Source organism: Alishewanella sp. HL-SH05 (assembly GCF_052655985.1).
The window spans coordinates 42962-56830 of record NZ_CP199753.1 but is presented as its reverse complement, the minus strand read 5'-3'; the positions used below and the strand labels follow the sequence as shown (position 1 = coordinate 56830).

11 protein-coding genes are annotated in these 13869 nt (G+C 46.3%); 7 read left to right on the top strand and 4 right to left on the bottom strand.

Annotated features, from left to right (window positions below):
• Positions 1-3 precede the first annotated feature (3 nt).
• From bioH to ACUJFL_RS00275, 3 genes are all read left to right on the top strand, one after another.
• Positions 4-768 (top strand): pimeloyl-ACP methyl ester esterase BioH, encoded by a 765-nt coding sequence (gene bioH / locus ACUJFL_RS00285; protein ID WP_306178579.1) that lies wholly within the window; start codon positions 4-6, stop codon positions 766-768.
• A gap of 64 nt (positions 769-832) precedes the next feature.
• Positions 833-1129, top strand: coding sequence for a hypothetical protein (locus ACUJFL_RS00280; RefSeq protein ID WP_226751328.1), 297 nt, complete (start codon positions 833-835; stop codon positions 1127-1129).
• Between the two features lie 5 nt (positions 1130-1134).
• Positions 1135-2052, top strand: a complete 918-nt coding sequence (locus ACUJFL_RS00275) for a putative metalloprotease CJM1_0395 family protein (RefSeq protein ID WP_445428162.1) — start codon at positions 1135-1137, stop codon at positions 2050-2052.
• Between the two features lie 14 nt (positions 2053-2066).
• Here ACUJFL_RS00275 and ACUJFL_RS00270 read toward each other — a convergent pair whose 3' ends face one another.
• On the bottom strand, positions 2067-4370 hold the full coding sequence (locus ACUJFL_RS00270) for a Tex family protein (RefSeq protein WP_445428161.1): 2304 nt from the start codon (positions 4368-4370) through the stop codon (positions 2067-2069).
• Positions 4371-4471: 101 nt separating this feature from the next.
• Positions 4472-4969, bottom strand: coding sequence for a transcription elongation factor GreB (gene greB, locus ACUJFL_RS00265; RefSeq protein ID WP_226751325.1), 498 nt, complete (start codon positions 4967-4969; stop codon positions 4472-4474).
• 272 nt (positions 4970-5241) lie between these two features.
• Here greB and ompR point away from each other — a divergent pair, with 272 nt between their 5' ends.
• From ompR to ACUJFL_RS00250, 3 genes are all read left to right on the top strand, one after another.
• On the top strand, positions 5242-5964 hold the full coding sequence (gene ompR / locus ACUJFL_RS00260) for an osmolarity response regulator transcription factor OmpR (RefSeq protein ID WP_226751324.1): 723 nt from the start codon (positions 5242-5244) through the stop codon (positions 5962-5964).
• A complete protein-coding gene (gene envZ, locus ACUJFL_RS00255) occupies positions 5964-7274 on the top strand; it encodes a two-component system sensor histidine kinase EnvZ (RefSeq protein ID WP_445428160.1) in 1311 nt (436 codons plus the stop codon). Before ompR ends, envZ begins: the two co-directional genes overlap by 1 nt.
• 291 nt (positions 7275-7565) lie before the next feature.
• Positions 7566-11321, top strand: coding sequence for a S8 family serine peptidase (locus ACUJFL_RS00250; RefSeq protein ID WP_445429048.1), 3756 nt, complete (start codon positions 7566-7568; stop codon positions 11319-11321).
• A gap of 69 nt (positions 11322-11390) precedes the next feature.
• Here the strand turns inward: ACUJFL_RS00250 and hslO are convergent, their stop codons facing one another.
• Both hslO and hslR read right to left on the bottom strand, forming a co-directional pair.
• Positions 11391-12236 carry an Hsp33 family molecular chaperone HslO gene (gene hslO / locus ACUJFL_RS00245; RefSeq protein ID WP_445428159.1) on the bottom strand — a complete coding sequence of 282 codons (846 nt, stop codon included), beginning with the start codon at positions 12234-12236 and terminating at the stop codon, positions 11391-11393.
• Between the two features lie 11 nt (positions 12237-12247).
• The gene (gene hslR, locus ACUJFL_RS00240) at positions 12248-12661 is read right to left on the bottom strand and encodes a ribosome-associated heat shock protein Hsp15 (protein WP_226751321.1); all 414 of its coding nucleotides are present in this window, start codon (positions 12659-12661) and stop codon (positions 12248-12250) included.
• A gap of 264 nt (positions 12662-12925) precedes the next feature.
• Between hslR and gspC the strand changes: the two genes are divergently transcribed.
• Positions 12926-13855, top strand: a complete 930-nt coding sequence (gene gspC / locus ACUJFL_RS00235; protein ID WP_445428158.1) for a type II secretion system protein GspC — start codon at positions 12926-12928, stop codon at positions 13853-13855.
• The last annotated feature ends 14 nt before the right edge of the window (positions 13856-13869 follow it).

Here is a 13869-nt window from a genome sequence, read left to right as displayed (position 1 = left end):
AGCATGGCAGAAATGAGTAAAAATGCTAAGCCAACCTTGGTGCTATTGCACGGTTGGGGATTGAACAGCGGTGTCTGGCAGCAAGTTAAAGCCACCCTATCAGAAGATTATCAGGTCGTTACGCCAGATTTACCGGGTTTTGGCATGAATCAGCGTTTTCCAAGCGGCTATGCTTTTGACGACGTTGTAACGCAACTAGCGGCGATGATCCCTGCACAAAGTTATCTATGCGGTTGGTCGTTGGGGGGGCTATTGGCTATTGCCATTGCCGCACGTTATCCCAATAAGGTTGCGCGATTAGGGTTAGTTGCCGCCTCACCGTGTTTTCTGGCGAACGCCAACTGGCCTGGTATGCAAGCGGCAGTACTCGAGCAATTTGCTCAAGCACTGACCCAGAATATTGCGCTGACTATTCAGCGTTTTCTGGCGATCCAGGCGATGGGATCAGAACATGCCCGCGCTGATATTCAACAGCTTAAACAGGCGATTGCCGCCGCACCTTTGCCTGCAGACGAGGCCGTACACGGGGCTTTACGTTTATTAACAGAGCAAGATTTAAGGCAAACGTTTAGCACCTTAAGCCAGCCGGTGTATGGTTGCTTTGGTCGGCTTGATTCATTGGTGCCAGTTGCGGTAGTGCCTGAACTACAAACACTTTTGCCAAAAGCGCACTGCACGGTATTAAACAAAGCCTCGCATGCGCCCTTTATTTCTCATCCTAACGAGTTTGTCAGTTGGCTACAGAATGGGTTGTTGGCAAAGGAATAGCTTTCTTTTTCTGGCTTAATGGTTAATAATTAATCAATATAGATCTCATTACGGAAGTCACACTATGCAAATACAATCTGCTTATGCTGCAGGCATGCAAGGTTTGCAGCGCGCGAGTGCCGGGATTACGGAAGAAACCGTTAATATCAATCGGCAAACTCAGCAAAATCGTATTCAAGAGCAAGATGTTGCCGCACAAAACAATCGTGAAGCAACCGCTGCCACAGCATCTGAGCCGGTGCAAGACACAACGCAATCCATAGTTAAAATGGAGCAGCAACAAGTCGCGGCACAAGCGAACGTTCGTTCTTTGCGTACGGCAGATGAAATGCTCGGTAGTATCATCGATATTCGAGTGTAAACTCTATGCAAATCACATCCACCTATCCTAACGTCAGTATCAACACCGCGAATCCGGCAACGGAACAGGCGCGGCGTGATATGCAGCGTCGAGAGTTGGTGGAGCCTGTTCGTGACACTGAAAAAGGCAGTGCTGAACGCGCATTAAATTCAGATGATCGCACCCGTAATGGCAATGCGAACAGTAATGTCACTTTGTACGACCGTAATGGTAAAGAAACCGAAACCCAACAAGCGGTAGAAGGGCGGCAGCAACAGTCTTCCGATCAGCAATCTTCTGAACAACAGGCTTCAGAGCAAAAATCTTCCGAGCGGCAAGCCGCTGAACAGGCAGAACAACAAGCCCAAACCGAGCAAAATGAAGTGCGTGAGTTACAAGCGCGCGATCAAGAAGTGCGGGCACACGAGCAAGCGCATGCCACCATTGGCGGTCGTTATGCCGGTAGCCCCAGTTACGATTATCAACAAGGCCCTGATGGTCGTCGTTATGCTGTCGGTGGTGAAGTGCAAATTGATCTCAGTCCTGTGCCAGGTGATCCGCAAGAGACTATTCGTAAAATGCAGCAGGTTAAAGCGGCGGCATTAGCGCCTGCTGAACCTTCGGGGGCAGATCGCAGTATTGCGGCGACAGCGAGTCAGCGTGCGCAACAGGCTCAGGCAGAATTAATTGCGCAAAATGCCGAAAAACTGACTCAAGCTGCGGCTAGTTCAACAGCTAATAGTGAAACAACTGATTCGTTGAATGCTGCGACAGCAACAGACACCCCTCAGCAAGTAGAGTCGGCACCGGTTGCCGGTATTGTATTACCGCAGCGTGAGCGCTTAGAAATAAACCCCACGATGCAGACACGTACTAAAGTGATTCAAAACTTCTACCAGTTGGCGACAGAGCCACAACAGCGGCCACTGCGCCAACAAGCCTAAGTTTCCGCTCATCGCTACTTTTTGGTTTTCGCTAATGCGGCCGCAAAGGCCTGTCCCATGGCTGCGTTTGTGCTGTCGGGTTGCGGTTTTGCCTTAACTGTTTTAGTGGTTACGGGTTTTTGACCACTCGCTGCCGTTGTCGTCTGCTGTGTAGGCTCGTTTAATTTCATGGTAAGAGCAATACGTTTGCGCGCCGCATCCACTTCTAACACCTTAACCTGCACAATATCCCCAGCTTTAACAACCTGATGCGGATCACTAACAAATTTATCGGCTAAAGCTGAGATATGCACTAAACCATCTTGATGCACACCGACATCAACAAAGGCACCAAAGTTGGTGACGTTAGTTACGACGCCTTCTAAACGCATGCCGATTTTTAAATCCGCTAAGGTTTCCACGCCCTCTTTAAAATGCGCCATTTGAAATTCTGGCCGCGGGTCGCGCCCTGGTTTAGCGAGCTCTTTAATTAAATCGGCGATGGTCAATAAACCAAAATGTTCATCGACAAAGCGGGCCGGATCAAGCTGCTGTAAAAAGCTGCTATTGCCAATAATTTGCTCTACGCTTTTTTGATGTGCCGCTAAGATTTTTTCCACTAAAGGATAGGCTTCCGGATGCACACCAGAGGCATCTAAAGGGTTTGCGCCATTGTTGATGCGTAAAAAGCCAGCCGCTTGTTCATAGGCTTTTGGGCCAAGGCGTGGCACTTTCAATAGTTGTTTGCGTGTGTTGAAGCGACCATGCTCATCGCGATATTGCACAATATTTTGTGCCAAAGTTTTATTCAAGCCTGCCACTCTGGCTAACAAGGCGGCAGAAGCGGTATTCAGATCAACACCAACAGCGTTTACGCAATCTTCGACTACGGCATCGAGCGATTTGGTTAATAAACTCTGATTGACATCATGTTGATATTGGCCAACACCGATGGCTTTGGGTTCAATTTTGACCAGTTCGGCAAGCGGATCTTGTAAGCGACGGCCGATTGAGACTGCGCCACGAATTGAGACATCGAGATCGGGAAATTCTAAGGCCGCTAATTCAGATGCTGAATAAACCGAAGCGCCGGCTTCCGACACCATGACTTTGCTGATACGTTGTTGTGGTAAGGCTTTTATCACTTCAGCGGCCAGTTTATCGGTTTCTCGTGAGGCGGTACCATTACCCACCGCAATTAATTCAATCTGATACTGTTTAGATAGGGCAATCAGCACTTGTAATGATTTGTCCCATTGATTAGTTGGTGCATGAGGATAGATGGTCGTGTGATTAAGCACCTTGCCTGTTTCATCAATGGCGGTCACTTTAACGCCGGTACGTAGGCCAGGATCGAGCGCGAGTGTAGGGCGCATACCGGCAGGCGCGGCCATTAGCAGATCTTTTAGATTACGCGCAAACACCTTGATAGCTTCGGCGTCAGAGCGCTCACGCAATTCGCTCAGTAAGTCATTTTCTAGGTGAAGTTGCAGTTTCACTTTCCAAGTCCATTGCACCACGGTGCGTAAAAACGCATCGGCAGGGCGATCAAGCTGGCGCAATTTAAAGTGATTCGCCACCATTTGCTCACAGATAGCATGCGGTTGCTCAGCGTTAGCATCGGGGATCAATTGTAATTGTAAGATACCTTCGTTTCGTCCACGAAACATCGCTAAGGCGCGGTGTGAAGGAACATGTTTCAGCGGTTCGGTATGTGAAAAATAATCACTAAATTTAGCGCCTTCCGCTTCTTTACCGTTAACTACTGTGCTTTGTAATTGCGCATTGGCAGTAAGGTATTCACGTAGTCGAGCTAACAAATCCGCATCTTCAGCAAATTGCTCCATTAAGATATATTTTGCCCCATCTAGCACCGCTTTAACATCGGTATAGCCGGCATCAGCATTGATATACGCTGCGGCGGCTTGCTCAGGTTGCAGCATCGCATTGGCTAATAATGCCTCCGCTAGCGGCAAGATCCCCGCTTCAATAGCTAATTGGCCTTTGGTACGACGCTTGGTTTTATAAGGCAGGTATAAATCTTCTAAACGGGTTTTATTATCGGCGGCTAATAATGCCTGCTCTAGCGCAGTAGTTAATTTGCCTTGCTCAGCAATGGTTTTTAAGATCACTTGCCGACGCTCTTCTAACTCGCGCAAATAGGTTAAACGCTGATCTAAGGTGCGAAGTTGAGTGTCGTCTAAGGCGCCTGTCACTTCTTTGCGGTAACGTGCAATAAAGGGCACTGTCGCTCCTTCATCTAATAAAGCGATGGCTGCGGCAACTTGCTCTGGACGAGCAGCAATTTCGGCGGCAATTTGTTTAACAATGATAGACATAATAGCTTCCTGTCTGCATTGTGCAGTAACCACGAGGCAGACGTTGGTGAGTTAAATGAGTATAGGCTAAGGCCTTAACGAGAAAATAATAGCGTGACATTTTACAATGCTGCATCGGGGTAATGGATAGCAACGATATACCAGTCTTTTAGTCCGGTCGGTGTTTGCACTGTGGCCATATCATCAACTTGTTTTTTGAGTAAGGCGCGGGCCATCGGAGCATCGATAGAAATGTAATCGTTGCGACCATAAATTTCATCTGGGCCGACAATCCGAAAGGATAACGTTTGACCGTCATCATCTTCAATTACAACCGATGCGCCAAAGAAAACACGACCTTCTTGCTGTGGCGAATAATCGACAATACTTAGCGTATCTAAGCGCTTACGTAAAAAACGGATACGGCTATCGATCTGTCGCAATAAACGTTTATTGTACTGATAATCCGCATTTTCTGAGCGATCCCCAAGGCTGGCAGCCCAGCTAACAATACGGGTGACTTCGGGTCTTTTTTTAAACCACAGTTCATCATGTTCGTTTTTTAATTGCTGATATCCGGCGCGCGTGATCAATGTTGTTTTACTGCTGGTTCTTTTCACGAGAAGTAACAAGCCTTGTTAAAAAAAGCATAAAGTGTTGGGCGATGTTGCCAGTTGCTAGTGCTGATTATCAATCAAAGCCGTTGTTGGCGTAAAGCCTTTTAGGGGCCTACCGCGCTACATCATCAGCTCTTTTAGAATAAAGGAGCTGCCTTGTCTTAGTGATGGCGTGTTCGTTTGAAAAGTTTTGTAACATTGTTTGTGCTTAAGGCTTGATGCAAAGCCAGTGATTTCGTTTATAGTGAGGAAAATGCAGCACAAAGGACAAGGCAGTGGTCACAGAGACAACAAAAATCCTAGTAGTGGATGATGACTTACGTTTACGCTCATTATTAGAGCGTTATCTGGTCGAGCAAGGTTATCAGGTCCGCAGTGTGGCAAATTTTGAGCAAATGCAGCGCCTAATGGAGCGTGAGCATTTTCACCTGCTGGTGCTCGATCTGATGTTACCTGGTGAAGATGGTTTATCTATCTGCCGTAAATTGCGTCAACAAGAAAACGATATTGCTATTATTATGCTAACGGCAAAAGGGGATGAGGTTGATCGGATTATCGGCTTAGAAATGGGCGCAGATGATTATTTACCGAAGCCTTTCAACCCCCGTGAATTACTGGCTCGTATTCGTGCAGTGCTGCGCCGTAAAAACAAAGACGTGCCTGGTGCGCCAAGCCAAGAAGAAACTATTGTCACTTTCGGTCCTTTTCGTTTTAACCTTGCTACCCGTGAAATGTTTAAAGGTGATACCGTTTTACCATTAACCAGCGGCGAATATGCGGTGCTTAAAGTGTTGGTGAATCATCCCCGAGAGCCGCTGTCACGAGACAAATTGATGAATCAAGCGCGTGGTCGTGATTATTCAGCGATGGAGCGCAGTATCGATGTGCAGGTGTCGCGCTTACGTCGCATGTTAGAAGATGATGCAACCAACCCCCGCTATATTCAAACAGTATGGGGTTTAGGCTATGTGTTTGTACCCGATGGTCGGTTGAATTAATGCCGTTTTTACCGAAAAGCGCCTTTGGCCAAACGGTTTTTTTAATTGGTTTTTTACTGCTGATTAATCAATTAGTGTCGTATTTCTCGGTGGCGTTTTATGTAATTAAACCCAGCACGCAACAAATAAGCTATCTGATTGCTCGCCAAGTTAACTTACTGATCCCAAAAACGGATGTGTCGGCAGAAGCCAATGCGATATTACGTCAGCATGTCGAAAGCATCACCGGCGCTCAACTGTTCTCGGAAGCCGAAGCACAAGAGCAAGGCTTAGCGAATGCCAGTTATTATCGTTATTTTTCACAACTGATGTCGAAAGAGTTACAAACTGATACCGAAGTTCGTATTTCGCAAACAGAAAACTTTGTATTTTGGGTGCGTTCAAGCACTGCTCCCGAGTATTGGGTCCGCGTACCACTCACCGGTTTAGAAGAAACTAGCTTTCCGTTATTAACCTTTTATTTATTAATGATTGGTGTCCTCAGTGTTATTGGTGGCTGGTTGCTAGCACGTCATCTAAATCGGCCTTTACAGGGGCTACAGCACGCAGCGATTCAAGTTGGTAGAGGTGAATTTCCACCACCATTGTCAGAAAAAACCGGTGCAAGGGAGATTACAGCAGTAACCAAAGCGTTCAATTACATGGCAAAAGGGATCCAGCAGCTTGAACAAGACCGTGCGCTATTGATGGCTGGTGTGTCACATGATTTGCGCACACCGCTTACACGGATCCGTTTGGCTTCTGAGATGATGAGTGAGCCAGATAGCTGGATCAGAGAGGGCATTATTAACGATATTGAAGATATGAATGCCATAATCGATCAGTTTATTGATTATTTGCGCCATCACAAACAAGAAGAGCTACAACAGGTGGCGTTAAATGAATTGCTGCTGGAAACCGTGCAAGCGGAATATGTGCAGCAACGACAGTTGATCACCTGCTTAGATCCCCATTTACCCTTATTATGGCTGCGCCGTATTGCGATAAAACGTGTATTAAATAATTTATTGGAAAATGCACTGCGCTACAGTGACGGCGCTATTGAAATTAGTAGTGGCTATCAGCGCCAAAAGAAATTGGTTTACTTTGAAATCCGGGATCACGGCCCAGGTATCCCAGAAGATAAAATGCAGGCTATGTTTACGCCATTTGTGCAAGGTGATGAAGCGCGAGGCAGTGGCGGCTCTGGCTTAGGCTTGGCTATTATCAAAAAAATTATTGATACGCACTCAGGCGAGGTTCGATTAAGTAACCATGCGCAGGGGGGCTTAGTCGTAACTGTACTTTTTCCCTTGCAAAAACCGCATTAGTTTTTTTGTAACATTTGTCAACCATTCTTGACGCAAAGTTTAAATATACACATCTCTTTACACTTATTTTGTCTCTAACATCATTACATTTGTATTAAGCTGTGGTAAAAACAATAAGGAAGCCGTTAAAAAGTACTTGGCTTTACTTATAAAAACAACATTCTCGCGGTGATGCCCATCACTAACCTAGTGAAAGGTGTTAACGCTGGTTAGTAAGAGCGTTTAACGATAAATAAACGCCAGCATAATGATATAAAAACAATAGTTTTAAGGAGCAACACCTTGGTGAACATGAAAAAAGCCCTACTGGCATCGGCCATCAGCATAGCGATCTCAGGCTCTGCGCAGGCCGGTATTCAGCAATTAAAAGCGGCCAATGGCCAAAGCGTGCATGAAGTTTATGGTGCTGTGTCAGCTTCTATTGACGAGCAAGCTCAAACGCCTAGCGCATGGTACGTATTATTAAATGCCCCTGCCACTACCGAAGCATTAAGCGGTCAACAATATAATGTGCAACTTGCGCAGCAAATTACCGCTCAAGTTGAAACTTTACAACAAGACATCACAGCGCAATTATCAGTATTAGATGCAGACGCACAAGTTTTAGCAACGACTAAAAACTTAGCAGCCGGTATTGTTGTGCAGGCTAGCCCAGAAGCTTTAGTTGCACTGCGTGCGAATCCTGCCGTGGTTGATATTATGCCTATTTATGACAGCGAATTGCATGTCGCAGATAGTGCGCCTTATATCAAAGCGAAACAAATTGTCGACGCTGGCTTAGCCACGGGCGCGAATACTCGAGTGGCTATTTTAGATACCGGTATCGACTATACACATAGCCTGTTAGGCGGCCCTGGCACAGCAGAGGCTTATAGCGCTGCTATTGCTGCCTCTGCACAAAGCACGGCTCCAGCTTGGCCACAAGGCAGCGTTATTGGTGGTTTTGATTTTATTAATAATGATCCAAACCCAATTGACCCTGCGGCCGAAGGCCATGGTACTTGGGTAGCTAGCGCCGTAAATGGTATTGCCCCAGATACTTCTTTTTACGGTTATAAAGTGTGTGCGCCAGCACCGGTCAACTGTACGGGTGTGGCACAACTTCGTGCTTTAGAAGCTTCGATGGATCCCAATGGTGATGGTAACTTAGAAGACCGCGTTGATATTATCAACATGTCTTTAGGTGGTCAGTTTGGTTCAACTCAAACAACATCGGGTACGCAATTCTTAATTCAACGTGCAGTGAATTTAGGTGTGAACGTGGTGATTTCTGCCGGTAATGACGGCAATATTCCATTTCGCGTTGGTGGCCCAAGTACCACACCAAATGCTTTATCAGTTGGCGCGATGACCAACCCAGCAACCTCAGTGGGTGTATTTGAAAGTGCTGAGATTGATGGTGAAGATGTCGTTATGGTTGCAGCAGGTTTTAACAAAACCTTTGATTTTAGTTTTAATTCAAGCACGACACCTTTAGTGGTTATCCCGGGAAGTTACACTGCCTGTGATCCTTTAGCTGAAGATGTGGATTTAACGGGTAAAGCGGTATTGCTGTCGCGTGGTACCTGTGGCTTCGTAGTAAAAGCCAAAGTAGCACAAGATCGCGGAGCAGCGTTTGTGATCATTGCTAACAGCAACCCAGGTGAAGCACCGATTGTTGCTGGTGGTACAGACGACTCTGTAACAGTACCAACGATTATGATTACCAAAGAAGTGGGCGATGCTCTGAAAGCCAAGTTAGATGCTGGCGATATGGTAGATTATTCTATCTCGTCTGTTGCTAAATCAGGTGCGGGTGCGACAGCTGACTTTACATCACGTGGGCCATCGATGGATGGTTTATTAAAACCTGAAATTACTGCGCCAGGCGTACAAATTGAAATGGCACGAACCGGCACAGGAACAGGTACGTCAAGGGCGAATGGTACTTCTTTCTCTGCGCCAATCACCGCAGGTGGTGTGGCCTTAGTTCGTGAGTTACTGCCAGAGCGTAATGCTTCTGAAATTAAAGCAACGTTAATGAATACGGCCAATATGGACGTGTACTTAACGCCAAAAGCCATTAATCCAGACGCGAAATTAGCGCCGATCAGCCTGATTGGTGCCGGTTTAGTGGATGTGGAAAAGGCAGTAAGTTCGCCAGTGGCTGCTTGGGTACATGATACTGCTTTTGATACCAAACAAGCTGCATTATCTTTTGGCTTACAGACGCTGGACAGTGTCAGTTCAATGACGAAAACGGTTACGGTTAAGAACTTTAGTTCTGACGCAAAAACCTACCAGTTAAGCACTCAAGCGCGTTATGCTGACAAGGCTGAAACGGGTGCATTAAGTTGGAACATGCCAGCCAGTATTACTGTGCCAGCAGGTCAAACTGTTAACTTTGATGTGACCTTGACGATTGACCCAGCTAAATTACCGGCATTTACATTAAGCAATGGCGTGTATTACAGCCCGTTGATGGCAGCATCTCAGCTAGATACTGCTGAATATGATGGTGCTATTGTTTTCAACGATGCTGCAACCAGCACAGCGAACGACTTACATTTGGTTTATCACATCATCCCGAAAGCCGCAGCTAAACTTCGCTTAGAAGGTGAATTAGTCAGTGGTAAAGCGGCAACAAAAATTACTAACACCGGTGTTGTTGATGTTGAACCTTTTGCTTCAACCTTAGTGGCAGCGTCGCCAGTCAACGCGGCCTTGAATCCTAAGCATGATATTCGTGCAGTAACCTTGGATATTGCAGAGGCGGGTTTCTGTGGTTCAGGTTATGCAGTATACCCGACGATTCACTTAGAAGGTGGCGTTAATCACTTATTACAAGGCAACTATTCAGTTGATTTGGATGTGAATAACGATGGTGCTTATGACTTTACAATGAATACTTTACTCATCACACGTTTTGGTGCGGCGTATGCGGCTTCGCCTGGTGTGTTTGTATCGTTTAATACTCGCTTTGGTACTTTATCTGGTCCATTTGGTGATGTAATCCACTACGCTGGTGGTAAACAAGTGACGCTTGAGGCTTGTTTTGAGTCTGTTGGCTTATCTGCCATGGATTTAGGTCGCACAGTGAATGCACGTGTTAGAACAAGTAGTGATTCTTACTCACTGACAGCAACGAACATTGCTGATTCACTGACCACTACGATGACTATTGCACCATCACCAGCGGTAACCTTATCAAGCAGCGCTGAAACAGCACCTGCTCCAACCGGTGCGGAAACGACAGCAGCAGATGACGACACTACTGTAACGATGTTACAACCAGGTGAGTCAGCTTATGTGATGCGTCCAGAGGGTGATGATCGTAGCTTTGTGATGATTTCTGCTGCTGCAGAAGCTATTGCCGTAGCCGATTACTCAGCCCCAATGGCAGCACCAACAGTTACTGCAAACCAAACTTTCTCCGTGAATGAAAACACAGCGACAGGTACAGTGATTGGTACCATTGATGCAGAAAGTGATTTCCGCTCTGCCGTAGCCGAGTTTGTTGTTCTGGGCAGTTCTTCTTCGGTCATCAAAGTAGAGAGCAACGGTGACATCGTTGTCGCTAATGCAGCTTTATTGGATTATGAAGCGGGTCTGACGTCAGTACAATTTGAAGTGGCTGCAATGGATACTTCAGGTAGTGTCTCTAGCCCAGCTAGCGTAACAGTAAATGTGGTTAACGTTGCAGATGCTATGCCGACCTTGACGGCCACGGTGAGTATGGCAACCTTAGCGTCGGGTACTGCTGCTGGTACAGTTGTTGGTTCTGTTGCTGCGCAAGCGAACGAATCGGGTGCCACGATCAGCTCGGTAACCACAAACAATTCATTGTTTGCGGTACAAAATGGCCAGTTAATTCTGACGCGCTCACCGAGCCGTGATGATGCGAAAACACATAGCATCGTGATCACCGCTCGTGACTCTGCAGGCTTACAAGCTACGGCTAACGCCAGTGTTACTGTAACGCATAAGAGCTCAGGTGCTTTCGGACTGTTTGGCCTGTTATTAGTGCCAGTGCTGTTTATCCGTCGCCGCTTTGCTAAAAAAGCGTAATTAAGCGTTCGCTTTAAACTAAAAAACCTCCGACAAGTCGGAGGTTTTTTTATAGGTTAAACGAAAAGTTTAAAGTTTATCGTGGATAGCTTGCAGATCATCTACGCTAAAGTGATAAGACTTATTACAATATTCGCATGACATATCCAGCCCACCTAAGGCTTGCTGTTCTGCCACTACATCACGGCCTAAGCTAAATAAAGCGCTTTCACACTTTTGCTTCGAGCAACCACAGACAAAGCTAATCGTTTGGCTAGGAAACACTTCAACCTGTTCTTGATGGTACAAGCGATAGAGCATGTCATTAGGCGGCAGGTCTAACAGCTCCGTTGCGGTAATCGTATCGGAAAGGGTGACTAAATCTTGAAAATCCGCTCGCGCTTTATCAGGCTCAACCGGTAATACTTGTAACATAAGTCCGGCGGCACGGCTTTTCTCGCCAATATCGGTGAATAAATAGAGGCGGGTAGGCAACTGCTCTGATTGATGAAAATACGCTTCTAATGTTTCGGTGAGGCTATTCCCTGTCAACGGAATAATGCCCTGGTAGCGTTCGCCTTGAGTGGGAGTGATGGTGACTATTAGATAGCCATGCCCAATCAGTTCGTTAAAGCTTTCGCCTTGTAATTCCGCTTGCATTCGCACTACACCACGGAACTGTTGAAGGTGATTGCCGTTTACCGCGGCGAATTTAACTGGGCCATCACCTTGCAGCTGAACAGCAATTTCGCCTTCAAACTTTAAGGTAGCGGTGAGTAAGCTGGTCGCCATAACCAGTTCTGCCAGTAATTGCTTAACGGGTAATGGATATTGGTGATGTTCTAACATGTGTTCTAGGCTGTCACTCGCATAAGCTAATTCACCGCGAACATGTTTTTGTTGAAATAAAAAACGTATCAATGCATCCGAAGCCATGCTGGTTTCTCTCACTGCTGGGATTTTAATAATAATAATTGCCGCCGCTCTTTCTTATCAGGTTTGGTATCCGGATGCGGTGCAAATAAAGAGTTAGTTTTACGTAATTCCGCGCGTTCTGCGCGCCGCTGCGTACTTTCAGCGGTTTCTTCATAAAGTTGTTGTGCCAAAGGTGCGGCTAAACGCTTTTCAGTTAAGCCGGTCACGATCACAATTTTTTCATCTACACCTTGCGCTAAACGAATGGTTGCACCAATCTCAACTTGACGACTTGATTTACAGCGTTGGCCATTGTAATGAACCTTTCCACCGTCGATCATGTCTTTAGCTAACGCGCGTGTTTTATAAAAGCGGCAGCCCCATAACCACTTGTCTAAGCGAATGTTCTGCGGCGCTTTTTTATCAGTGTGATGTTGAGTTGTCATCTTTTACCTGTAAATTGTTCGACCATGGTAGATTATTTCACGTATAGACAAAGGTTATCACGAGTTGAGTTGACTAAAAACCATAGCTACCCTGATGGTCGGTTTGGCTATTATAGTGGAAAAGTTCCTTTTGGCTTACAATCAGCGTTATTTTTATGGTTATAAGTTTGTAAATAAGCACGGCAAAGCTTGTTGATGCCGTTGCAACTCAGTAAGATGCCTTAAGCTTAATATCAGGATGAGAGTATAAATTTGAGTTTCTCAATGTCCCTTCTTCAGTTGCCTACGCAGCTAAAAAAGCTGCCGTTACGGCCGTTTCGCAGTGCCTTGAATCTGTTGCTGCTGTTGATATTAGCATGGCTTCTCGCAAAATTGAGTTGGCAGTTACTGCCATCGCCCACCACGCCCGCCTTAACGGTGTCGAGCAGTGCTAGTCACGGCAACCTTAATCATGAAGTACCGCAAGATTTAAACAATTTAACGCGCTACGCGCTATTTGGTGAGGCGGCACCCGAAACAGCCGCGCCAGTGGCGGTTGTCACGGAGGCGCCAAAAACACAATTAAATGCCAAATTAACGGGCTTAGTGGCTGTGCCCGCTAAGCCTGAAGCCGGGAGTGCCATTATTGAGCAACGCGGCACAGAGGTAACTTATGCTGTTGGTGATAATCTTGAGGGTACCCGTGCTAAATTGCACCAAGTGTTAGACGATCGCGTATTGTTGGAAATTAATGGCCGCTATGAAACGTTAATGCTGGATGGTGTCGAATTTACGCGCATCGCGCAAGCAAATGCCGGCTTAGGCCGGGAAGATAATGCCGATGCCTATGCCGTAGAAGAGCCCATAGTGTTAGCGCAACCTATTGCGACAGGGTTTAATACACCTGAAGTGCAGGCTCGCCGTGACGAGATTATGGCTGAGCCGATGAAGTTTTTCGATTATGTGCGGGTGACACCGGTACAACGAGATGGACAGCTTGCGGGTTATCGATTGATGCCAGGCAAAGATATTTCCATCTTCCAACAGATTGGTTTTTTAGAAGGCGACCTGGCTATTGAGATTAATGGTGTGGCGCTAAACGATATGCAACAAGCGTTGCGTGTAATAAATGATATCCGCGATGCCACAGAAGCATCGGTAAAGGTTGAACGAGATGGCGAAATCAGAGATATTCTGTTTAGTCTGTCACAATAATATAATGATAAAAA